19 protein-coding genes and 1 pseudogene are annotated in these 23580 nt (G+C 68.3%); 15 read left to right on the forward strand and 5 right to left on the reverse strand.

The window, feature by feature from the left end:
• A partial coding sequence (locus CQ042_RS20590) for a hypothetical protein (RefSeq protein ID WP_181157648.1) occupies window positions 1-186 on the forward strand: 186 nt, incomplete at its 5' end.
• Window positions 187-264: 78 nt separating this feature from the next.
• On the opposite strand, the gene CQ042_RS19495 is transcribed toward CQ042_RS20590, so the two are convergent.
• The gene (locus CQ042_RS19495; RefSeq protein ID WP_105672101.1) at window positions 265-729 is read right to left on the reverse strand and encodes a glyoxalase/bleomycin resistance/extradiol dioxygenase family protein; all 465 of its coding nucleotides are present in this window, start codon (window positions 727-729) and stop codon (window positions 265-267) included.
• Between the two features lie 102 nt (window positions 730-831).
• On the opposite strand from CQ042_RS19495, the gene CQ042_RS19500 reads away from it, so the two are divergent.
• The 11 genes from CQ042_RS19500 (at window position 832) to CQ042_RS19550 (ending at window position 12434) form a co-directional block, all read left to right on the forward strand.
• Window positions 832-1206: a hypothetical protein gene (locus CQ042_RS19500; protein WP_146115437.1), complete on the forward strand. Its 375-nt coding sequence runs from the start codon at window positions 832-834 to the stop codon at window positions 1204-1206.
• Between the two features lie 123 nt (window positions 1207-1329).
• Window positions 1330-2421 (forward strand): ATP-binding protein, encoded by a 1092-nt coding sequence (locus tag CQ042_RS19505; RefSeq protein ID WP_105672103.1) that lies wholly within the window; start codon window positions 1330-1332, stop codon window positions 2419-2421.
• A gap of 61 nt (window positions 2422-2482) precedes the next feature.
• Window positions 2483-3514, forward strand: coding sequence for a LacI family DNA-binding transcriptional regulator (locus CQ042_RS19510; protein WP_105672104.1), 1032 nt, complete (start codon window positions 2483-2485; stop codon window positions 3512-3514).
• A gap of 71 nt (window positions 3515-3585) precedes the next feature.
• On the forward strand, window positions 3586-5619 hold the full coding sequence (locus tag CQ042_RS19515; RefSeq protein WP_105672105.1) for a hypothetical protein: 2034 nt from the start codon (window positions 3586-3588) through the stop codon (window positions 5617-5619).
• Window positions 5616-6914 (forward strand): polysaccharide pyruvyl transferase family protein, encoded by a 1299-nt coding sequence (locus tag CQ042_RS19520; RefSeq protein ID WP_105672106.1) that lies wholly within the window; start codon window positions 5616-5618, stop codon window positions 6912-6914. The genes CQ042_RS19515 and CQ042_RS19520 overlap by 4 nt, the downstream gene beginning before the upstream one ends.
• Window positions 6915-7033: 119 nt before the next feature.
• Complete coding sequence (locus CQ042_RS19525; protein WP_105672107.1) at window positions 7034-8425, forward strand: extracellular solute-binding protein; 1392 nt, start codon at window positions 7034-7036, stop codon at window positions 8423-8425.
• A gap of 78 nt (window positions 8426-8503) precedes the next feature.
• A complete protein-coding gene (locus tag CQ042_RS19530; RefSeq protein ID WP_105672108.1) occupies window positions 8504-9427 on the forward strand; it encodes a carbohydrate ABC transporter permease in 924 nt (307 codons plus the stop codon).
• The gene (locus CQ042_RS19535) at window positions 9427-10404 is read left to right on the forward strand and encodes a carbohydrate ABC transporter permease (protein ID WP_258132365.1); all 978 of its coding nucleotides are present in this window, start codon (window positions 9427-9429) and stop codon (window positions 10402-10404) included. Before CQ042_RS19530 ends, CQ042_RS19535 begins: the two co-directional genes overlap by 1 nt.
• A gap of 5 nt (window positions 10405-10409) precedes the next feature.
• On the forward strand, window positions 10410-11066 hold the full coding sequence (locus CQ042_RS19540) for a GDSL-type esterase/lipase family protein (protein WP_105672109.1): 657 nt from the start codon (window positions 10410-10412) through the stop codon (window positions 11064-11066).
• Window positions 11067-11198: 132 nt separating this feature from the next.
• Window positions 11199-11741 carry a hypothetical protein gene (locus CQ042_RS19545; protein ID WP_146115438.1) on the forward strand — a complete coding sequence of 181 codons (543 nt, stop codon included), beginning with the start codon at window positions 11199-11201 and terminating at the stop codon, window positions 11739-11741.
• Between the two features lie 108 nt (window positions 11742-11849).
• Window positions 11850-12434, forward strand: a complete 585-nt coding sequence (locus CQ042_RS19550) for an NADPH-dependent FMN reductase (protein ID WP_105672111.1) — start codon at window positions 11850-11852, stop codon at window positions 12432-12434.
• A 9-nt stretch (window positions 12435-12443) separates the two neighbouring features.
• On the opposite strand, the gene CQ042_RS19555 is transcribed toward CQ042_RS19550, so the two are convergent.
• Together CQ042_RS19555 and CQ042_RS20840 are read right to left on the reverse strand one after the other, a co-directional pair.
• Entirely contained in the window at window positions 12444-14135 is a 1692-nt protein-coding gene (locus CQ042_RS19555; protein WP_105672112.1) for an alpha/beta hydrolase, read from the reverse strand.
• A gap of 112 nt (window positions 14136-14247) precedes the next feature.
• Window positions 14248-15956 (reverse strand): annotated as a pseudogene (locus tag CQ042_RS20840) (2-isopropylmalate synthase).
• A 262-nt stretch (window positions 15957-16218) separates the two neighbouring features.
• Between CQ042_RS20840 and CQ042_RS19565 the strand changes: the two are divergent.
• A complete protein-coding gene (locus tag CQ042_RS19565; RefSeq protein WP_105672113.1) occupies window positions 16219-16887 on the forward strand; it encodes a FadR/GntR family transcriptional regulator in 669 nt (222 codons plus the stop codon).
• 132 nt (window positions 16888-17019) lie between these two features.
• On the opposite strand, the gene helR is transcribed toward CQ042_RS19565, so the two are convergent.
• On the reverse strand, window positions 17020-19152 hold the full coding sequence (gene helR / locus CQ042_RS19570) for an RNA polymerase recycling motor ATPase HelR (RefSeq protein ID WP_105672114.1): 2133 nt from the start codon (window positions 19150-19152) through the stop codon (window positions 17020-17022).
• Between the two features lie 335 nt (window positions 19153-19487).
• On the opposite strand from helR, the gene CQ042_RS19575 reads away from it, so the two are divergent.
• Together CQ042_RS19575 and CQ042_RS19580 are read left to right on the forward strand one after the other, a co-directional pair.
• Window positions 19488-19862, forward strand: a complete 375-nt coding sequence (locus tag CQ042_RS19575; protein ID WP_105672115.1) for a DUF2255 family protein — start codon at window positions 19488-19490, stop codon at window positions 19860-19862.
• Window positions 19863-20137: 275 nt separating this feature from the next.
• The gene (locus tag CQ042_RS19580) at window positions 20138-20521 is read left to right on the forward strand and encodes a hypothetical protein (RefSeq protein WP_105672116.1); all 384 of its coding nucleotides are present in this window, start codon (window positions 20138-20140) and stop codon (window positions 20519-20521) included.
• A gap of 15 nt (window positions 20522-20536) precedes the next feature.
• Here CQ042_RS19580 and CQ042_RS19585 read toward each other — a convergent pair.
• Window positions 20537-23580: error-prone DNA polymerase (locus CQ042_RS19585; protein ID WP_105672118.1), on the reverse strand; the 3044-nt coding region annotated here is incomplete at its 5' end.

Genomic DNA, 23580 nt, shown 5'->3' on the forward strand with positions numbered 1-23580 from the left:
GACGAGTACGGAGACTTCACCGCCAGCGGGCTGGTGGGAGGCGTGGTGCTGGACGGGGGATTGGTGCTGGACGAGCTTGAGCTGGTCGGGGTGATGGTGCTGGAAGGGGCTGAGCCGGAAGCGCATCCGGTGAGGATGACGGCGCCGAGAGCCAACGTGGCCACCAGAAGAAAGCGATCAAGATGAGGTGTGCTCATGCTCTGAAAAGTATCAGTCCGACAGCGTCCTGCTGATGCGCCTCGGCCTGGTCTCGCAAACCGGAACTCAGCGGTCGCGGTCGTCGTCGGTCGTGAACCCGTCGTGTGTCGCCCGCTCCTCGAGCGTCTCCAGCTCCTGGAAGAACGTCACCTGCCAGCCGGCCGGACCCTGCACGCGCGCGTTGAGGCTCCGGAAAGGGGTCTTCACCGGTGGAGCGATCAGGTCGGCGCCGCCGTCGCGTGCCGCCGCAACGGCCTGTTCGGTGTCGTCGACCTGCAGTGCGATCCGCAGCACACCCGGAGTGTGCGGCGCGCCCTCGACGTCATCGATGTTCTTGGCGTGCGTGGGCGTCGCCAGCTCGATGGTGGCGATGCCGGCGTGCAGGATCGCCACGCGGTCATCGCCCTCGGTGGCGAAGGCGAGTTGTTCGGGCATCCCGAGCACGTCGCGATAGAACCGGATGGCGCTGTCGAAGTCGTCGGTCTCGATGATGAGACGCAGCTGGGTGGGGGAGGGTGTGTTCGATGCCATGCCCTCATCCTGCACGCTCACCCGAAGGGGAGGGGTGAGCCCGAAGGATTCGATCAGCGGATTCGATCGGCGGGGAGAGGCGCGAATCCCTACGCTGGTTCCATGACCGCCCCCGCATCCCCCGCACAGCGATCAGTGCGCCGCACGCCGTTCCCGTGGGGGCTGCTGCTGACCGCCACTCTGCTGGCTGCGGGAACGATCGCGCTCATCTGGCTCGTGGCCGTTCCCGTGGGGCCCGTCGTCTGCGCGGCGGTCTCTCCGCCGACGAGCAACTGCCTCCGCGATCACCGCGAGGGAAGCGCGCTGGTCATGACACTCATCGTCGTCGCCGTGTACGTCCTCACGGTGCTCCTGGCGGCACTCCTGCGTCGACCGCGTGGCATCCTGATCGCCGGGGTGGTGCTCCTCGGTGTCGCGCCGTTCGTGTCGTATCCGGTCGTGGCATGGTCGACCGGTTTCCTGCTCCCGATGGTGTGACTCGGATATGCCGCACTGGCGTGCACGCGCGCGATCGAGGAGGATGTCGATCACCGCATCGGTGAAGCGGTCGCATCCGATGGGGATCGCCACCGCACCGTGAACGAAAGGCGCACCACGACGATGACGAACCTCACGATCGGGACTGTTCTCGGCGACCCCGATGCCACGGTCGAGCTCGACGCGAGGCGCTTCAACCGGCACACGTTCTGGGTCGGACAGAGCGGCAGCGGCAAGACCTATGCGCTCGGTGTGGTCCTGGAGCAGCTGCTGCTCGAGACCGAGCTGCCGATGCTCATCCTCGATCCGAACGGCGACTTCACCCGGTTGCGGGAGACGCGGCTCACTGCGAGTGATGCGGATGCCGCCAGGGTCGCCGAAGCCGACATCCGGGTCTTCCGGTCCGGTGTCGGCGAGGGGGAGCGGCTGCACGCGCGCTTCGTCGATCTGACCGCCGCGTCGAAGGCGGCCGTGCTGCGGATGGACCCCATCGCCGATGCCGAGGAGTACAACGCCCTGATCCACCTCGAGCAGGATGCGAAGAGCCTGGACGCGCGCGGCATGGTGCCCGGCCTGCTCGCCTCGGCGGATCCCGCCCAGGCGAGACTCGCGAAACGGATCGAGAACCTGCAGGTCCTCGAATGGCAGGTGTGGTCGCGCGGTGCGGCGTCGGTGGTCGACGTCGTGGATGAGCGTCCTCGAGCCACGGTCCTCGACCTCGGCGGTTTCGAGCACCCCGCGGAGCCGAAGGTCGCGGCCCTCGCCGTGCTCGAGCACCTCTGGGCGCGGCGCGAGGAGCGGCGGCCTCTGCTGATCGTCATCGACGAGGCCCACAACCTGTGCTCGCCGAATCCGGAGACGGCCGTCGAACGCGCCCTCACCGAGCAGCTCGTGCAGATCGCCGCCGAGGGTCGGAAGTTCGGGCTCTGGCTGCTGCTGTCCACGCAGCGGCCGACGAAGATCCACCCGAACGTGCTCTCGCAGTGCGACAACCTCGCGCTCATGCGGGTGAACGCGCCTCGGGATCTCGCCGAGCTCGCCGACGTGTTCGGCTTCGCCTCGGAGGAGGCGATCCGACGATCCGCGGAGTTCGTGCAGGGACAGGCGCTGTTCGCCGGAGGGTTCATCTCGGCGCCGACGTTCGTGCAGATGGGGGATCGCATCACCCAGGAGGCCGGCGGCGACGTGAAGGTTCCGCTGCGCGTCGCGCCCTGATCGCCCCCGCGGTCGGTGCTGTGCGCGGTCCGTGCGCGCGGGAACCGGTAACATCTGCCCGATGGCCACTGTAAAGTCGATCGCCGCCGCTGTCGGCGTCTCACCGTCCGTCGTCTCGGCGGTGTTGAACGGCAGCAAGCACGTGCGGATGAGCGATGCGACGCGGGCGAAGATCCTCCAGGCGGTCGAGGACATGGGCTACACGGCGAACCTCGCGGCGCGAGCCCTGCGCACCTCTCGCACCGGAGTGCTCGCCGTCGTGGCGCCGAAGCTGAGCAACCCGGTGTTCGCGCCGATGCTCGACGGCATCCATGATGCGGCTGAGGAGAACGGATACGCGGTGATGCTCGCCGAGGCGATGCGTCTCGTCGACGGGTCCCGCGCGCTCGAGCGGATCCTCGGGCAGGGTCAGGTCGACGGCACCATCCTGCGCCCGAGCTCGGATGTGGACTCGGAGGGCGTGCGTTCGGTCTTCAAGCGGGAGGCGCCGATCCTCGTGCTCGACGAGGTGCCGGAGTCCGATCAGCCGTGGTTGGCGATCGACGACGTCGCGGCAGGACGCGTCGCCACCGAACATCTCCTGGAGCAGGGGCACACCCGCATCGGATTCCTCGGCGGCTGGTTCGACGCGCATCAGAGCTTCCGCCCGAGAGAAGGATTCCGGCACGCGGGGCGGCGACGCCTGGAGGGCTATCAGCTCGCGCTCCAGGCCGCAGGTATCGAACCGCGAGCCGAGGACGTGATCGAATCCGACTACACCGCGCGTGCAGGGCATGAGGCCATCGCCCTGCTGACCGGCATCCGGGACCGGCCGACGGCGTTCGTCGTGAACAACGCGACCACGTCGCTCGGAGTGGTGGGCGGGGCGATCGCCGCGGGTCTGCGGGTGCCGGAGGACCTCGCCGTGGTGGCGATCCACGACATCGACGTCCTCGAGGACATGAACCCCCCGATCACGGCCGTCCGGATCCCGATGTACGAACTCGGCCACCGTGGCGTCACGATGGTCGCCCGCGCGATCGAGGGCGAGGAGATGGCCTCGGGGGTCATCGCATCGCCCGCTCCGGAGCTCATCCGCCGCGGCAGCAGCTGACGTTCGCAGCCCTCGACGAGCGGGTCTCACGGACCGGATGCTTGCGTTCCTCCCGTCGTCCCGCTAGGTTGATGCAACGTGACATCATCAACGCCCCGCTGATGTCGCCCGACACGATCGAAGGAGAACCCGTGTACGCCAACGACAAAGCCGTCGACCCGACGCGCATCCCGCTGAGTCGTCGCACGCTGCTCCGTCTGAGCACAGCCGGGCTCGCCGGGCTCGTCCTCGCGACATCGGCACGCGGCCCGCAGGCGGCGGCGACGGTGACCGGTATCGGCGACGATCTCTCGCTCCCGATCCCCGACATGGCTTCGTTCGACCTCTCGACGCTCGACCGCTCGCTGTTCACGACGCACGAGCAGGGGATCGTCCAGTACCTCGTGTCACTCGCCGACATCGCGAACAACATGGAGGACACCGACTCCGAGACGCTGGGCTGGTTCCACCGCGGCTACCAGGTCTACCCACCCGAGCCGTGGGATGCGCGCAACCAGGAGTCGGTGTACACCCTCGCCTGGTTCTACACCTACGACGCCCCGTGGAACCCGTACCACCTCGACCCCGTGCTGCGGGACCACGTCTACGCCGCGATGCGCTACTACCTGAAGATCCAGGGCGCCGAAGGCTGGTGGCCCTCGGACAGCTGGACGGACAAGAACCGGGCGGCCACCGGCTTCGCCCTCGTATACCTGGGGGAAGCGGCCGTGATGATGGAGGGCGTCGGATGGGATGCCGGCGTGCGCGCGGAAGTGCTCGCGTCCCTCCAACGCGGTGCCGAGTACATGCTGGATCCTTCCGTCGCCGATGTCTGGGACGTCGGCATGCGGTTCAGCAATCAGATCATCGGATCCATGACCGGCATCGCGTCGTACAAGCACCTCATGCCCGCACACATCGAGACCGCGTACCAGGAGCGTCTCGACTTCCTGGTGGCGAACTGCCAGAGCCCGGGCGCCGGATACCTCTACGAGGACGGGGCCTTCGACGCCCATTACTCCCTGTACACCTCGCTGCGTGATCTCGCCATCGCCTTCGAACGCACCGGCGACGACCGCTACCGACAGATGGCGCTGACTCATCTGGACTGGTGCCGGTACAACTTCCTCTGGGAGCCCGACGGCGCCGGGTGGACGGTGAACGGCATCTCCACGCGGCAGTCGCTGCGCTCACTCGCCGCTCTGCGCACGACGGACGGGAGCAACTATCCCGATCACCTCAACATCTTCAAGGATTCCCCCGTCGTCCGCGCCCTCAACTGGCACGCCGAGCATGCGGCCGCGCTGCAGGCGGCCTGGGCAGCCGGAACAGTGCCCGTCACCAAGCTCACCGCCGCGGGGACCGCGCCGCAGAACCTGCGGTTGACCGACGTGGCGCCCGTGTTCCCCACGCTCGCCGAGCGCGAGGCGGCCATCGCCACCTTCCCGTACATGGGGTCCGGAGCATTCGTCGAGGCGCGTTCCGACGCGAAGTACATCGCGCACTACGTGTTCGTGAAGCGCGCGGGATACTACTTCGGCTCGCATCACGGCACCGCCCGCTCCGCACGCATACGCCGCGGTCCGTCGTTCTTCTACCGGGCGGAGACCGGCGCCTTCATCGCCACGCAGATGGCAACGGACAGCGCCTGGACGACCATCGTTCCCGGCGGAATCATGGATGCGAAGGCCACCGTCGTGCAGAGCAGCGGCGTCTACCACGACACCGACCCGTTCTCCTACTCCTACACCGGAGCCAGCGGTCGCATCGTGAAGACGTTCCAGTGCGGCGCGGCCGATGTGCAGGTATCGGTGAGCACCCCTCAGGATGCCTCCTTCGTGGAGCGCGTGCCGCTCGTGATCGCCGCGGGAGACGAGGTGAGCTTCCTCGTCGGGAACACCGAAGTGCCGGTGAACGGTGCCGGACAGGCATCGGCGCGCGGGGTCCGGATCCGGCGCGCCGGTGGCACCTTCGAGCTCACGACCGTCGGCGACGTCGCGCTCGACCTCACCCTCACGCCCACGACTGTGGTGCTCTTCAGCGGTGCCGAGCAGCGCCGCATCACGAACCTCGACATGTCCGTCGCGGCATCCGCCCTCTCCTATAAGGTGCACGTCCTCGTATGAGTCCCACAATCCTCCTCCGCTCCTCGTGGCAGACCGTCAACATCGGCGACGTCGCGCATTCCCCCGGGGCTCTCCGCGCCCTCAGCCGATACGCACCCGGCTCCCGTCTCATCCTGTGGCCGATCCACCTCGACGAGCGGGAGCGGTCGATGTTCGCGCGGGCGTTCCCCGAGGTCGAGATCGTCCACGGCGAACTGCTCCCGGACGGCACGGCCACGACCCCGGAACTCACCGCCGCGATCGAAGCCGCCGATGTGCTCGTGCATGGCTCGGCGCCGAGCCTGGTCCGCGCGGAGGACATGATCTCCTGGGCGCAGGCGACCGGGAAGCCCTATGGCTTCTTCGGTGTGTCCCTCGACCCGCTGAACCCCGTGTTCACCGGAACCCTCGACGAGCTGGAGACCATGGTGCGGTCTCTCGGCAGGGGGGTCCTCGATGCGCAGGACCTCGAGGCCCTCGACGGCGCGGCGTTCATCTACTGCCGCGACTCGATCACCGAGCTGTTCCTGCGGACTCTCGACCTGCGTTCTCCCGTCGTCGAGTTCGGCCCCGACGCCACGTTCGCGTTCGACGTGACCGACGAGGAGTCCGCCGCCGAGATCAAGCGTACGCACGGGCTTCACGACGGCGAGTACCTCTGCGTCGTCCCGCGCGTGAGGTGGACGCCGTACTTCGAGATGCGCGGAGAGCGACCGACTGTCCAAGATATCCGTCGCACGGCATACAACGCCCTCTGGGTCGATCACGATCTCGGTGTTCTCGCCGCGACGATCGTCGACTACGTGCGCCGCACGGGGCATCAGGTGCTCGTGGTGCCGGAGATGGCATACGCAGTCGGCCTCGCCGAGGCTCACTTCGGTGACGCCCTGCCGTCTGATGTGCGCCCGTACGTGCAGGTGCTCCCGCGCTTCTGGTCCGCCCCCGAGGCTCTGACCGTCTACCGCGATGCGGAGGCGGTCGTGAGCATCGAATGCCACTCGCCTCTCATGGCGATCAGTCAGAACACTCCAGCCGTCTACGTCAGACAGCCGACGGATACGGTGAAGGGCCGCATGTACGACGACGTCGGTGCGGCCGGAGGATCGGTGGAGATCTCCGACGGGCCGCTGGCGGCGCTGACGGCATTGCGGAGGATCCTGGACGATCCGAGCGGCGCCAGGGCGAAGACGGCGGCGACGAGGGAGCGGGCGCAGGAACGACTGCGCGCGATGGTGGGTCGAGTGATCAGCTGCGCCGGAGACAGGCGCGCGGATCTCATCGGTGCCGGGCATGAGCCCGGAGCTTCTCCCGGCTGATACCGGGTCCGGCCCCCCCGGACGACACGAAACCCCACGACACGAACCCCACGACACGAACCCGACAACACGAACCCGACAACGCAGACACCCGACAACCGACAAACAAGGAGACCGTCATGCGAACCGCATCGAAGCGCTCGCTCGTCCCACTCGCCGCTGTGCTCGTCCTGGGCATGGGCGTCACCGGCTGTGCCGGTGGCGCCGCCGGCAGCCCCGGCGGCGCCGAACCCACCCCCGACCTCGATGCCGACGTCACGATCACGGTGGGCGATCTGCCGCCGACGAGCGAAGCGGAGAAGCGCGCCTTCTACGAGAGTCAGGTCGAGGCGTTCATGGCCGAGAACCCCCACATCACCGTCGAGGCGGTCGAGGACACCTGGAACCCGCAGACCTTCCAGGCCCAGCTCGCGGCGGACAGCCTTCCCACCGTGCTCAGCGTGGCCTTCACCGAGGCGAACGCCCTCGCCGGCCGCGGGCAGGTCGCCGAACTCGGGCAGGCCATCGAACTGGCCGGCCTCGGCGCGCAGCTCAATCCCGACCTGCTCGACCTCGTCTCCGATGACGAGGGCGGCATCTTCGCAGTGCCGACCTCCGCACAGGCGCTGGGACTCGTGTACAACCGTGACCTGTTCGCGCAGGCCGGCCTCGATCCCGACGCCCCGCCCCAGACCTGGGACGAACTGCGCGACGCCGCGAAGCAGATCACCGCGAAGACCGGAGCCGCCGGATTCGCGACCATGACCACCGAGAACCAGGGCGGGTGGATGGTTGCCGCCGGGATCTACAGCTACGGCGGCACCGTCGAGGACGCGAAGGGGGCGGAGGCGACCTTCAACGACGAGCCGGCGACCGAGTATCTGGAGCTGCTGCAGAGGATGCGGTGGGACGACGGCTCGATGGGGAGCAACTTCCTCTACAACGCCGGTGCGCTCGTGCAGGACTTCTCGGCGGGCAAGGTCGGCATGTTCATCGGCTTCTCCGGCCTCTACCGGCCGGCCGTGATCCGCAACCAGATGCCGGCGGAGAACTTCGGGATGGCGCCGATGCCGGTCGGCGCCGGCGCGGAACCCGCCTCCCTCACCGGCGGCACGATCCAGGTCGTCAGCCCCAGCGCGTCGCCGGAGGAGCGGGTGGCCGCGGTGAAGTGGATCGACTACTTCCATCTGAAGAAGTTCACCGACGAAGAACTGGCCGTCGAGCAGGCGGAGTCGGCTGCGGCATCCGGTCAAGCGGTCACGGTGCCGGAACGTCCCGCGATCAGCCAGGACGCCTACGACCAGTACTTCGAATGGATCCAGCTCTACGTCAATGTGCCGCTCGACAACTTCGGCAGCTACACCGCCGCGTTCGAGAAGCAGAGACTGCTGCCGGAGCCGGCTGTGAAGGCGCAGGAGGTGTATGCCGAACTCGACGTCGTCCTGCAGAAGGTCCTCACCGAGCAGGGCAGCGACGTGGGCGAGGTGCTCACCGAGGCGGAGACCGCCGTCAACAGGCTCCTCTCTCGCTGACGCCACGGGGCCGGCCGTCCAGGCCGGCCCCGTGCGCCAGACCCACGACTCGTCCACTCGTACAGAAGGGAGGCACGGATGACAGCCGTCGCCTCGACCACCTCGATCGCACCCCCTCGGCGCCGATCCTTCCGGTCCTGGGTGACCGGCGGGGGATTGACGAAGATCGCCTTCGCACTGCCTCTGCTGTTCATCTTCGGATACTTCTCCTGGGGTCCGATCGTCGACGGCGTCGTGATGTCGGTGCAGAACACGAACCTCGTCGACGATCCCGAGTTCGTCGGCTGGAGCAACTTCGCCTACGTGCTCAGCGATCCGCTTCTGCCCAAGGCGCTGGTGAACACGCTGTACTACGCGTTCCTGGCGCTGATCTTCGGCTTCCCGGTGCCACTCCTGCTCGCGACCTTCATGGCGGAGCTGCGCGGCACCCGGCGCCTCTACAGCGTGCTGGCCTACCTCCCCGTGATCGTGCCGCCCGTCGTCTCGGTGCTCCTGTGGAAGTTCTTCTACAGCCCGGAGCCGACCGGGCTGTTCAACACGGTGCTCGGCTGGATCGGGGCCGGTCCGTTCGCGTGGTTGAACTCGGCCGACATGGTGATGCCGTCGATCGTGCTCGAGTCGACCTGGGCATACTCGGGCAGCACGGTCATCATCTACCTCGCTGCGCTCACTGCGGTGCAGCGCGAGCTCTACGAAGCCGCCGAGCTCGACGGTGCAGGGATCGTCCGGCGCACCTGGCACATCACGATCCCGCAGATCCGCGGTGTGCTGCTGATCATGCTCATCCTGCAGATCATCAACACGATGCAGGTCTTCACCGAGCCGTTCATCTTCACCGGAGGCGGACCGAACAACGCCTCGACCACGTTGCTGCTCATGATCTACAACTACGCGTTCCTCGATGGAGACTTCGGCGCCGCCACCGCGCTGTCGGTGTTGCTGGCCGCCTTCCTCGGGCTGCTCTCCGCCGGGTACTTCGCCCTGACGAGGAGGCTCGACTGATGCTCAGACACACCGAAACCCCGCCGATGGCGGAGGCGACGAGCACAGCGGCGATCGTGAGGCCGCCGAAGGCGCGTCGTCGGCGAGAGCCGCACCTCTACGAGCGCGGCGCCATCTCCGACATGGACCGGAAGCGCCCCAGCGTCCGCATCTGGCTGGGTCTGTGGCAGACGCTCATCCTCATCGGACTCCTCATCGTCGCGCTGGGGCCACTCCTGTGGCTCTTCAAAGCCTCCGTCTCCAGCAGCCAGCAGATCCTGGTCGACCCGTTCGCCATGCTCGTCAACGGGGAGTTCCAGGTCGAGAACTTCGCACGGGCGTGGAACGAGGTTCGCATCGGCGACTATCTGCTCAACACGGCGTGGGTCGTCCTCGGTTCCTGCGTGGCCACGCTGATCACCTGCACGACGGGTGGATACGTGCTGAGCGTGCTGCGTCCGAAGTGGGGACCGCTGCTGTCCGGGGCGGTGCTGGCGACGCTGTTCATCCCGAACATCGTGTCGCTCGTGCCGCTCTACCTCACCGTGATCGAGATGCCGGGAACGGGATGGCGGCTGCTCGACACCTACTGGGCGGTCTGGCTTCCCAACGCGGCGAGCGCGTTCCTCGTGCTCATCGTGAAGCGATTCTTCGACCAGATCCCCCCTGACCTGTACGAGGCTGCGCGCATCGAAGGCGCGGGCCCCGTGCGGGTGTTCTTCTCGATCGTGCTGCCGCTGTCGCGGCCGATTCTCGGGGTGGTGGCTCTGCTCACGATCATCTCGGCGTGGAAGGACTATCTGTGGCCGCTGCTCGTGCTGACGAGCGTCGACAAGCAGCCGATCTCGGTGGCGTTGCCGAAGGTGGCTGACAGCATCCCGCTGAACATCCAGATGTCGGCGCTGTTCCTGGCGATCATCATCCCCATCAGCCTGTTCCTCCTGTTCCAGAAGCAGTTCCTCGAGGGTGCCGGCACCGCCGGCGCGGTGAAGGGGTAGGCGACGTGGGCGAGCGGTTCGTCTTCATCGGGGACAGCATCACCGATGCCGAGCGCCGGAGCGATCTGCGGGGTCTGGGGCATGGCTACGTCGATGTGCTCGCCGAGGCGCTCGCCGCACGCGGCGAGGACGTCGACATCATCAATCGGGGTATCGCCGGAAATCGCGTGGCGCACCTGCGGGAGCGGTGGCAGAGCGATGTCGTGGATCTCCACCCGGACGTGCTCACGGTGTACATCGGCGTCAACGACACGCTCTCGACGTTCTTCCAAGGCGCCCCGACGCCGGTCGAGGACTTCGAACGGGACCTCGATGACATCCTGGCACGCGCCGTCGCCGCGAGGACACGACGCATCATCGTCATCGATCCGTTCTTCGTCGCCGATGCGCCCTGGGCCGGGAACTGGAAGGACGGCTCGGAGTTCGTGCGCGCGGATCTGGATCCGAAACGGGCGGTCGTGCGTGCTCTCGCGGATCGGTACGGGGCGGACTTCCTCCCGCTGCAGGACCATGTCAGCGCCGCGGTCGCCGAACGCGGCGGCGTGATCGTCGCGCCCGATGGCGTGCATCCCTCGGGTTTCGGCCATGCGCTGATCGCTCGCCTGTGGCTCGCCGTGCACGATGCCCATCCCTCGACGCCGAGGCCCGATAGCAACCCGTAGGTCATCTTTCCTCCGTCGAGCGCGCCACTGCGCGGTGACAGTCGCAGGATGCCGCCGCTACATTCGAGATGGCGCCGGATTCGGCGACCGATGTGGGGATCGATGGGCATGGCGGCAGGAGCGACGGCGGAGATGAACACACCGAGGAACGTGGCGGACGACGGAATCCTCCGCGTGCACCGCGCACTGCGGCCGGGATTCGGAACGGAAGCGGCCGTCTACGGCACGATTCTCGTGAGCGGGCTGGTCGCGGTGTCGTCCGCCCATGGCGAGACCTCTCTCGTCGTGCTGGTGACGGTCGCGGTCACCGTGCTCGTGTTCTGGGGCGCTCATGTCTACGCGGGCACCGTGGCGAGGGTCGGTGACAGCGACGAGCGGGAGGGCGGTGAGGTCGTCGGGGTGCGCAAGGCGTTCGCCGCGTCGGTGAAGCACTCCCTGGGCATGCTCAGCTCCGCGCTGGTGCCGGCGGTCTTCCTTCTGGCGGGGACGACACGCGTGATTCCCGACGGGCTCGCGAACGATCTGGCGCTGTGGTCGGGCGTCGTCATCCTCGCCTTCCTCGGCTACGTCGCCTTCCTCCGTCGGGGGAGCTCGCCTCTCACCCGCATCCTCGGGGCGCTGGGGACGGCATCGTTCGGCATCGTGTTCGTCGTGCTGAAGGCCCTCGTGCACTGACTTCCCCGGTCGAGGGGTGTTGCCGCGAATGGCGCGGAGATATCCTGTCCGCCCAGGGAACAATCCGCCCAGGGAGCAATGCGCCCAGGGAGCAAGAGGGGATTCAGGATGACTCACCGGATCGGCTACCTCATCGGGAGCCTCGCACAGGATTCGATCAACCGCGTTCTCGCGACGGCGCTCGTGCATCTGGCGCCGCCCCGTCTGGAGATGACCGAGATCCCCATCCGCGATCTGCCGTTGTACAACCGCGACGACGAACTCGATCCGATCGCTGCGGTCGGGGAGTTCAAGAGCGCGGTGGAGCATGCGGACGGTCTGCTCATCGTCTCGCCCGAGTACAACAGGTCGATCCCCGGCGCGTTGAAGAACGCCATCGACTGGGGTTCGCGCCCCTGGGGTCACAATTCGTTCGCGCGCAAGCCGACGGGCATCATCGGCGCCTCCACCGGCGCGATCGGCACCGCTGTCATGCAGTCGTCGATGCGCAGCGTGCTGAGCTTCCTCAACGCCCCGCAGCTCAACGCGCCCGAGGGGTATCTGACGTACCGTCCCGAGATGTTCGGTCCTGACGGTGAGGTCGAAGACGAGGGAACGCGGAAGTTCCTCCAGCACTACATGGGCGAGTACGCCGCCTTCGTCGAGCGCGTGCTCTCGCTGACGGCCCCGGGACACGTCGGCGACCAGGAGTAGCGGGAGATCTCAGAAGCGCCAGTACGGAAGCGTGCGGGAGTTCACTCGACGAAGGCTCGGGCGCACGTCGGGGTCGAGCTTCCCGTCCTGCACCAGGAACATATCGGATTGCACCGGGCGTGCATCCACCAGTCCGTTGTGGCGCAGGTTCGATGCGTCGACGGCGCTCGTCTCGATCGTGTCGATTCCACCGGTCAGCATCGGAGGCGGCATGAGGCCCGCTCGAACCTCGCCGTTCATGAGCTTCGATGCGAGGAGAGCAGAGTCGCTGTCGGATCCGTACATCGTCGTCTTCGTCGCGGCCCGCGCATAGATCGACGCGGAGCGCAGCATCTCGGACTGCGCGATGTCGGGTGCGCCGAGAAAGATGTTGCGCAGCGGGGCGCTCGCCGGTGGGTTCGTCGTGAACCAATCGGTGAGTGACCGCAGGAAGAGTCGATTGCCGAGAGAGTGTGCGACGAGGTCGATGTGGTCGAGGTCCGCGATCGACGTGAGAGTCTGCAGGAATCGGACGAGCTGAGCCCGGCTCGCCTCGATCATGCGTTCGTCGTGCCGATAGTGCAGCAGGCTCCCTCGTGATGCCCACGTGAACATCGCTGCCGGTCCCTGATGCTTGAGATTCACCGCGAGCTGCGCCGTCGACGCTGCGGCTCGGTCGAAGGAGGTCCTGTAACCGTGGATGAAGACGAGAGCGGTGCGTTCCTGGGGTTCGCTGCGCGCCAGCTCGGCCTCGAGATCATCGATGAACGCCGCTTCGTCATCGAAACGTCTACGCGACTCCACTCGCGGGTGTCGTCCGTCGGGTGACCCGCGACGGAGCCACCCCGTGACGAATCGGCGCAGGCCTCCGGTCGCGTCGCGCGCCTCCGGGACGTTGACTTCGCAGCGCCCGTAGAACAGGTCATCGCGCGCGATCGAGTTGGTGTATCCCGAAAGGGGGTTGGAACGGGCGGACGGTTCGCGGTTCGTCCCGAACCACACGTTCACACGCTGGGGGTCTTGCGTATTCAAGATCCGTTCGTGCGCAGCCGGCGGGAGCCGCTCGACGGTGCGGCGGAGAGACGAGGCTTCCTCGGTGGATCCAAGAGCGACAGGTCGCCACTCGCGGTTGATGGCAGAGAGCTGTTCCGCGGTGGTCGCCTCGACGCGTGATCGCACGGCGTCGAGCATTAGCGAAGCTCCGTCGGGGGCAACCGGAACCGCGAGGGGACGGGGATCGGCGGCGAAGGCGATGAGCGCGCGCCAGACGACGGATGCGCGGACGGCATCCCTCTCGAGGGAGAATCCGGTCTGCGCTCCCACCGCGGTGGCCGCCGACCAGATCTGCCGCCATGTGCCATCGCCCTCGATTGCCACCTCGATCCGTGACCGCGCCAGCCGTACGACCTCGCTGGCGTCGCTCTCCGTCTGTCCTGTGCCGGCGGTCGCCGCGCCGATCGTGATCAGCTCGTCCGCGTCGGGGGACCACTCCCACGGCTCCTCGCCGCCCCTCGTCCAGACATCGCAGATGGCGAGGGCGACGGCGACCTTGGCGGGAGACGCTCTGCGCCGCCCGGCAGCGATTCGAAGGTAGTCGAAGATGGCTCTTCCCGCCGTCGGGAGGAGGGGCCCGTCCTCGTCGATGAACAGACTGTAGGGGGTGGGAACGGGCGCCGCGAGCATCGCCTGCGCATCAGCCACCTGATACGGCGCGTTCGACATGACACCTCCGCTGTTGATCCGCTGCCGAGACTACCAACACGCAGCGGTGGCTCGGCAAGGGAGGCGAGGCGAGCTCCCGACCGGGACGGATTCAGGCAGGACGTGGGCTGGGTCAGCGCCCTCCTGCGTCGCGCGGACCGGGCCCGATGCCGTTGGCCGCCGCGACGACGGCCGCCATGCTGGCAGCGAGGACGGATCGCGCTCGGCCGGCGGACCAGACGACGCCCTCGGGGGTGCGGTGCTCGATCAGAGTCAGGGCATCGCTGTCGTCGCCGGTGCCGATACTGGTCTGATGCAGGCTCACGACGTCGACTCCGAAGCCGTGGGAGTCGAGCGCGGCCGTGAGGGCCTCCACGGGACCGACGCCGTCGTGACTGCTGGCCGCCTCCCGTCCATCGACGCGGAGGGTGAGCCGGGTGCGGCTCCGTGCTCCGGTCTCGGCAGTGTCGGAGGTGAGCAGTGCGACCCGATCGGCGTCGTTCGTGGCGCGGAGATACGCGCGGGAGAAGACCTCCCACAGCTCCGGCGCGGTGACCTCCGCACCGGTCGAATCGGTGTGGCGCTGCACGTGCCGGGCGAAGTCGATCTGCAGGCGGCGAGGCAGCTCGATCCCGTACTCGGTCTCCAACAGGTGGGCGATGCCGCCTTTCCCGGACTGCGAGTTCACGCGGATCACCGCGTCGTAGTCGCGGCCGATGTCGGCGGGATCGATCGGCAGGTACGGCACCCGCCACTCGATCTCGTCTTCCGGGCGCCCCTCCGCCGCCGCACGGGCACGATGCTCGGCGAGGCCCTTCCTGATCGCGTCCTGATGCGTGCCGCTGAACGCGGTGTGCACGAGGTCTCCCACATAGGGATGGCGGGCATGCACCTCGATCCGATTGCAGTGTTCGACGGTGCGGCGGATCTCGTCGATGTCGGAGAAGTCGATCATCGGGTCCACGCCCTGTGCGTGGAGGTTCAGGGCGATGCGGCGATGTCGACGTTGCCCGTGCGCTCGCCATTGCCGAAGAGGCACCCCTCGACGCGCTGCGCGCCGGCCAGGACGGCCAGCTCAGCGCAGGCGATGCCGGTGCCGCGGTCGTTGTGCGGATGGACCGAGAGGATGACCGCGTCGCGACGGGCGAGGTTCTTGTGTATGTACTCGATCTGATCGGCGTACACGTTGGGGGTCGCCACCTCGACCGTGGCGGGGAGGTTGAGGATCACCGGCCGCTCGGGTGTCGCCTGCCAGAGGTCGGTCATCGCGTCGCAGATCTCGAGGACGTAGTCGGGTTCTGTGAGGTTGAACACCTCCGGTGAGAACTCGAAACGGACGTTCGGCAGGCCACCCGCGAGCTCCCAGACGTCGCGGCCGCCGGTGAGGATGAGCTCTTTCAGGGAGTCACGCCCGTGCCCGAGGACCATGTCGCGCCACGTGGGGGCGGTGGCGGTGTACATGTGGATCACGACAGGATTGGTGATGCCGCGGATCGACGCGACCGTGCGTTCGATCAGGTCGCGTCGCGCGGGAGTGAACACGACGACCGTGACGTCGTCGGGCGCGATGCCGGTCTCCGCGATCAACCGCACGAAGTCCTCGTCGGTCTGTGACGCCGACGGATATCCGACCTCGATCTCCTTGTAGCCCATCGCCACCATCAGCTCGAAGAGCAGCCGCTTCCGTGCAGGGTCCATCGGCTCGGCGAGTGCCTGGTTGCCGTCGCGCAGATCCACCGGCACCCACAGCGGGGCCGCGGTCAGGCGGCGCGTCGGCCAGTCCCGCTCGGTCAGCGGGATATCCACGCGCGAGTACACGTCGCGGTAACGGTGCGACGGCATCCGGGAGTGCTTCTGCCTGTTCCAGGACGGGGCGAGGTCGGGGACGGCGCCTGCGGGCGTGGCGATGCGGGGGAGAGGTGTCGTGGTCATGGCGGTACTGCTTCCTTCTTCGGGATGCGACCGGCACACGTTCGACTCCACGACGGGGAGCCGGTCCGGCTAAGCCCCGCCGTGGCGGCGAAGAAGAAGGTGCTCTGATGAGGACATGGCTAGACCGTAGCACAACTCCTCAGACAAGTAGAGGAGAGGTAGGATGGGCCGCATGGAACAGGTGAGGCGCGCGCCGCTGGCTGACCAGGCGGCGGAACTGCTGCTCCAGCGGATCAGAAGCGGGGAATGGGCGCTGGGAGAGAAGCTCCCCGGTGAGACGACCCTCGCCCCGCAGCTCGGCGTCGGCCGGTCCACGGTGCGCGAGGCGATCCGCCAGCTCGCCGGACGCGGAGTGCTCGCGTCACGCCAAGGTGCAGGCGTGTTCGTCACGGCGGTCGATGCCCCGGAGGACTGGGACACCGTGCTGAGGCGTGCCGGGATCGTCGCGGTGATCGAAGCGCGGATCGCGATCGAGGCGGAAGCGGCGGCTCTCGCCGCCGCGCGCCGAACGCCCGCCGATCTCCGCGCCATCCGCCGTGCCCTGGCGGATCGTGCCGAACACCGGTCGGACATCGAGAGTCACGTCGACGCCGACACGGCCTTCCATCGGACGATCGTCGCGGCCGCGCACAACCCGGTGCTCCTCGACCTGTTCGACAGCTTCACTCCGCGGCTGCGTGAGGCCATGATCGAGATGCTCCGCCTGCGACGGCGGTTCGGTGATGACGCCGATCATGACCTGCACGTCGAACAGGCCGATGCGATCGCCGACCGTGATGAGAAGGCGGCTGCGGAGCGCGGACGTGCGCATCTGCTGACGCTGCGGACGGCGCTGCTGTGACCGTCGAGCCTCGGGCGATGGCCGTTCCTCGCCCGAGGCGCTGACCCCCATCCGGATCGAGTGTCTCGACGAGCGCCGACAGCCCGGGGACGGGCGCGTGCTCGTGGACTGAGGCCCGCGTCCGGGGGCCCCTCACCGGAGGACGACGAGCTCCCGCGTCGTCCGGGTCATCGACACGTAGCGATCCACAGCGCCGGTCACATCGTCGCCGAAGCGCTCGGGGTGCACGAGGACGACCAGGTCGAACTCGAGGCCCTTGGCGCCCTCGGGCGTCAGCGATCGCACCCTCGCCGTCGGTGCGAACTCGGGGTCGCCGATCACACACGCCACGCCCTCCGGATGCGCTCCGAGCCACTCGTCGAGCACCTTCGGCAGTTCGGCGGCGACGCCGGAGCGGACGGGGATCCCGCTCTCGCGGACCGAGGTCGGGACGTTCGCATCCGGGATCGTCGCGAGAATGGCCGGTGCGGCCACCTCCATCACCTCCGCCGGCGTCCGATAGTTCACGCCGAGGTGCGCGACCCGGATGTCGCGGACGCCGACGTGTGCGAGCCTCACCTCCCAGCTCTCCGTGAAGCCGTGCCGCGCCTGCGCGCGATCGCCGACGATCGTGAAGCTGCGCGACGGGCAGCGGGCGATGAGCATCCGCCACTCGGCATCCGTGAGCTCCTGCGCCTCATCGACGACGATGTGCCCGAACGGTCCGGTCAGTTCATCCGTGGTGAGGACGAGCGGAGCGTCGACGCCGAGCAGCACGTTCCTGGCGTCCTGCCCGCGGAGGATCGACATCACCTTCATCTCGCTGTCGTCGTCTTCGATCAGATGGTCCACGACGTGGGAGATCTGCTCCTGCGCGGAGGCGATCACGGCTTGCCGACGATGCTCTTCGCGCACGGAATCCGGGTCGCCGATGCGCCGACGAGCGGCATCCAGGAAAGGAAGATCGGCGTCCGTCCACTCCTCGTCCCCCTCCCGTCGCAGGACCGCGAGGTCGGCAGAGGACAGGGCAGGAGCGCACCGGCGGAGGAAATCCGGGGAGCTCCACAGTCGTGCGACCACGGAAGCCGGGGTCAACAGCGGCCACGCGCGCACGAACGTCCCGGTGAGATCGTCGTCCTGGCGCAGCCACCGCCTGACCACGTGCGGTGGCACATCCTCATCGTGGACCTGATCGCTCAGCAGCTCCAGGATCTCCTCCCAGACCTCGTCGCGCGCCTCGTTGTGGGAGGCGGAGGGGTCGGCGCCGGAGAACAGCTCCGCCCACTCCTGCCGGCTCATCCAGAGATCCGCCCACGGCGATTCGAGTCGGATGGCGTGCTGCGGCGGACTCTCGTACGACCTCGCCGCGGCATCGAGAATCGTGGCGGGGTCGAGGGAGGCCTTCACCCGCGCCACCCGCGGATCGGACTCGGCCACGGCCGTGGCGCCCTCCGGAACGAGATCGCGCAGCGTGCACAGCCGTACCGCATTTTCGCCGAGGCTGGGCAGGACATCCTCCACGTAGGCGAGGTAGTGCGCGTTCGGTCCCACCAGCAGCATGCCGCCGGCACCTTGTGTGAGCCGCGGTTCCGAGTACAGCAGGTGCGCGGCACGGTGCAGAGCGACCACGGTCTTTCCCGTGCCCGGGCCGCCGTCGACCACGAGCGCGCCGGGCGAGGGCGTGCGGATGATCGCATCCTGGTCGGCCTGAATCGTCGCGAGCACGTCCCGCATCCTCGACGTGCGGTGGGTGCCGAGGCCGGCGATGAACGCTGACTGATCGTCGAGGGAGGCCGTGCTGTCGAACGCGGCCGGAGTGAGCGCCTCGTCCCAGTAGTCGCTGACGCGCCCGTCGGCCCAGCGGTAGCGGCGTCGGGAGACGAGTCCGCGGGGATCCTCCATGGTCGCGGCGAAGTAGGGCTCGGCCGCCGGCGTCCGCCAGTCGACGAGCAGCCGTGTGCCGTCGGCCGCGGCCAGGCCGGTGCGACCGATGTAGACCGGAGGCCCCTGCGCCGGGGTCATGCGACCGAGGCAGACATCGAGACCGAAGCGCTCCAGGACCCGGAGTCGTCCGCTCAGGCGTCTGATCTCCAGGTCGCGGTCCACCGCCGCATCGCCGAACTTCGCGTCGTGGCGGCGGACTTCTCCGAGGCGCGCCGCCACCTCGGCGCGTTGACGCGCCAGCGTGTCCGCGATCCGCCGAAGATGCTCCCGGTCTGCGTCGATGAGCTGCGGGGCGGCTTTCGCGGGGAGGTCGTCGGGGAGGTGGAACGGGTCGAGGGGCATGGATCTCCTTCTCGCCAGGCGTGGTTCACCCGGGCGAGGGTCGATTCTGCCCCAGGGGCGGGGCCTTGCGGCAAGCCCCCACCCCGGCGATATCCTGGAGATGCCGGCGGAGAGCTGCGCCTCGTACGCCGTCCGGCCTGTCGTACGTCCTCGTCGGCTCCCGTCGCGTCGACAGCACGCCATCCCGCGTCGCCCGCGTGAGCGCACGTCCGAGCTCGGCGGGAGGAGGCTGCTCATCGATTCGCTGTGCGCGCTTCCGGCCATCGACGGTGCAGGAGGTCGAGGGATCTGACGTAGCATGCACTCTGCCGCATCCACCGAACCGAGGAGGACTCATGACGACCTGGAACCCTGAGGAGCTCACGCGCATCGCCGAGCCGGAGATGTTCGATCTCTCCGCACAGCTCGAGGACGGGACGACCCCCAAGACGGTCGGGATCTGGGCGGTGGCGGTCGACGGCCGCCTGTTCGTGCGCTCGTACACGGGGCTTGCGGGCAAGTGGTACGCCCCGGCTCTCGCCAGTCTGCGGGGTCGCGTCTCGGCGGGCGGCGTCACTAAGGACGTCCGGTTCGAGCGGGTCACGGATGAGGCGACGAACACCGCGATCGATGCCGAGTACCTGGCCAAGTACACGCCGAGTCCGTACGCTCCCGAGATGGGCCAGGAGCCGGTGCGCTCCCACACCCTCGAGGTCATCCCCGTCGATTGAGTGCGTCGTCGGTGGGGAGATTGGCCCTCCCGATCGGATCCGCCCCAGACGGTGCCGTCGAGAGGGCTCACCGTCCTACCCGGACGGTTGGGGAGGCGGCGAAGAACTCGCTGCGCTCACGGCTGATCCCCATCCCATCAGCCTCGTAGCCCCCGCTACGAGTGCAGAATATCGCTTAATCGGCTTGTCCGCCATTTGGGGGACAAAGAAATCTCCGAATGTTACCGACGAACCCTCCCTGTTGTCTTCCTGGCGGCGATCCCTAGGGTGGACTCATGGACAGATTGCTCGTGCTCACCGCCCAGGTCGCCATCGCTCGCGGCCATCGCGTCGAGGTGACCGAGCAGGTCGATCCGCTCACCGAGGAGCCGGTTGTCCTCGCTCTGGTGGACCTCGACACCGGCATCCGCTACCGGCGGGCGCAGGAGCCGAGCGGAGAGGCCTCCCGCTGGATCGGCCGCATCCTGGAGTGCACCGTGACGATGGGCGGAGCAGGCGCGCACACCGCGCTGCTCGTGGACCCCATCGGTCCGGGGGCGACCGGAGCGAAGATCGCCCTGCGGGGAGCCGACGCGGCCGCGGATGCCGCGAAAGCCGAGGCCGACCGCTGGGGTGGCGCGGATCGTCCTCCGGCAGAGGAGCCCGAGCGCTTCTGGTGAGTCCGGGCGAGGGCCTCAGCGGAAGTCCCTCGACCGATGCGTGAGGCCGGTGCGCAGATCTTCGAATCCATCGGCGAGCACGTTGACCACGCCCTCGGCCGAGCGCTCCAGGATGCCGCGGATGATGAGCGCAGGTGAGTCCCTGGCCACGCGACGGTAGCGGTTCCAGACCCCGGCCGAGCAGACGACGTTCACCAGACCGCTCTCGTCCTCGAGGTTCACGAAGGTGATCCCGGCGGCCGTCGCCGGTCGCTGACGATGGGTGACGAGACCGGCGACTTCGATGCGCCGGCCGACCTCGTGCCCCTGCAGATCGACCGCGGTCAGCACACCGCGGGCGCGCAGCTCTTCGCGGAAGTGCGCCATCGGATGATCGTCGGTCGACACCCCGGTGGCCCACAGGTCGGCCGAGAGACGCTCGTAGCTGGTCTGATCGGCGAACAGCGGAGGCTGCACGGCTACCGTCGTCCCCGGGAGGAAGCGCGACCGGTCCTCCGCCGCGGCGCCGGCGAGCCAGATGGCCTCTCGGCGCTCCAACCCCAGGCAGTCGAAGGCGCCGGCGGTGGCGAGGGCCTCCAGCTGTGCGGCGGTGGCGTCCGTCCGTCGCACCAGGTCGTGCAGGTCCCGGTACCGGCCGTTCGCATCGCGTTCCGCGACGATCCTCTCCGCCATGGGCACGCCGATCCCGCGGATGCCGCTGAGCCCCAGCCGCACTGCGGACCCGCCGTCCCGCCGGTGCGCGGTGGACTCGTCCGGTGCCGCCCTGTCGAAGCGGAGCGGGGACGGCTGAGGGGCGGCCAGGCACTCGTCCCGTCCGGTCGGTCTCCTGGGAGTGCTCTCGGCGAGCGGTTCCAGGGTCTCCGTCGCACCGGAGACATGCAGATCGGGACGGCGGACCTCCACTCCGTGCCGTCGGGCATCCGCGGTGAGTGTCGCCGCGGAGTAGAAGCCCATCGGCTGTGAGCGCAGGAGGCCGGCGAGGAACGCGGCGGGATAGTGCAGCTTCAGCCACGAGCTGGCATAGACGAGCAGCGCGAAGGACAGCGAGTGCGATTCGGCGAATCCGAAGTTCGAGAACGCCTGGATCTGCGCGTAGATGCGATCGGCGGCCTCGTCGACGAGGCCGCGTCTGGCCATCCCCGCGTACAGCTTGTCCCTGACCTTCTCGATCTTCTCGAGGCCGCGCTTCGAGCCCATGGCCCGGCGCAGCAGGTCGGCCTCGTCGGCCGTGCAGTCGCCGATCGCCGTCGCCATCTGGATGAGCTGTTCCTGGAAGATCGGGATGCCCAGCGTGCGCTTCAGGATGTCCTCCAGATCGCTGTGCGGGTAGGGGATCGTGAACTCCACCGGCTCCTGCCCGCGAGCCGCCCGCTCCCGGTTCTCTTCGTCGACGCGGTCCTTCGCCATCTTGCGCCGTACGAACGGATGCACCGCACCGCCCTGGATCGGCCCGGGGCGGATGAGCGCGATCTGGATGGCGAGGTCGTAGAAGCTCCGCGGCTGCAGGCGGGGGAGCAGTCCGATCTGCGCGCGGGACTCCACCTGGAAGACGCCGATGGAGTCCGCACGGCAGAGCATGTCGTAGACCCCCGGCTCCTCCTTGGGGATGGTCTCGAGCGTCCACTCCTCGCCGGTGGTCTCCCGGATCAGGACGAAGCAGTGCTGGAGGGCGGCGAGCATCCCGAGCCCCAGCAGATCGAACTTCACCAGTCCCATGAAGGCGGAGTCGTCCTTGTCCCACTGGATGACGGTGCGGTTCTCCATGCGGGCGTGCTCCACGGGCACGACCTCGCCGACGGGACGTGCGGTGAGCACCATGCCGCCGGAGTGGATGCCGAGATGCCGGGGCGCCTTCAGCAGCTCACCGGCGTAGGCGAGCACGTTCCCGGGGATGTCGTGGCCCTCGGCGGGCTCCAGTCCCGCGCCCCAGCCGTCGACCTGGCGCGACCACGCGTCCTGCTGACCGGGGGAATGACCGAGCGCCCTCGCCATGTCGCGCACCGCGTTCTTCGGGCGGTACTGGATGACGTTCGCCACCTGGGCCGCGCGCTCTCTGCCGTACTCCCGGTAGACCCACTGGATGATCTCCTCGCGGCGGTCCGAATCGAAGTCCACATCGATGTCGGGCTCCTCCGTGCGGGTGGTCGCGAGGAACCTCTCGAAGGGGAGGCGGTAGAGGATCGGATCGACCGCGGTGATCCCCAGCAGGTAGCAGACCGCGCTCGCCGCAGCGGATCCCCGACCCTGGCAGAGGATGCCGAGCCTGCGTGCCTCCGTGACGATCCCGTGCACGATCAGGAAGTACCCGGGGAAGTCCTTCTCCTCGATCACGTCGAGCTCGCGCGCGATCCGGTGCCGGCCGTCGTCGTCCAGCCGCGGGTACTTCGAGGGCACGGCCTCCCAGACCAGATGCCGCAGCCAGCTCATGGGCGTGTGCCCCTCCGGCACCTTCTGCTGCGGCAGCGCCGGGCGTGCGAGGCGCAGGGGGAAGGCGGATGCCGCGGCGAGCTCGAGCCCGTACGAGATCGCTCCGGGGTAGCGCTGGAAGCGTGCAGACATCTCGGCTCCGCTGCGCAGATGCGCGCCGCCGTGGGAGGGCAGCCACCCGTCGAGCTCGTCCATGCTGCGCACCGCGCGGACCGCGGCCACGGCCTCGGCGAGCGGTGCCTGCGCCGGGGTGGCGTAGTGCACGTTGTTGGTCGCGACCACCGGCAGGCGCATCCGACGGGCGAGCTCGGCGAGAGCGTCGTTGCGGCGGGTGTCGAGGGGGTCTCCATGATCGAAGAGCTCGACGGCGACGTGATCGCTCCCGAACAGGTCGACGAGGGTGCGCAGCGGGGTGGCCGCATCTCCGGCTTCGAGTCCGCGGCGCACGGCGCCTTTGCGGCATCCGGTCAGGATCGTCCAGTCGCCGCCTGCGCGTGCGGCGAGGTCATCGAGGTCGTACACCGGGCGCCCCTTCTCGCCGCCGCGCAGCTGTGCCGCGGTGATAGCCCCCGAGAGCCGGTGGTACCCCTCCATCCCGCGGGCCAGGACCAGCAGATGCTCGCCCGCGGGAT

This window comes from Microbacterium sp. MYb62 (genome assembly GCF_002979475.1).
In the GTDB taxonomy this organism is placed as follows: domain Bacteria; phylum Actinomycetota; class Actinomycetes; order Actinomycetales; family Microbacteriaceae; genus Microbacterium.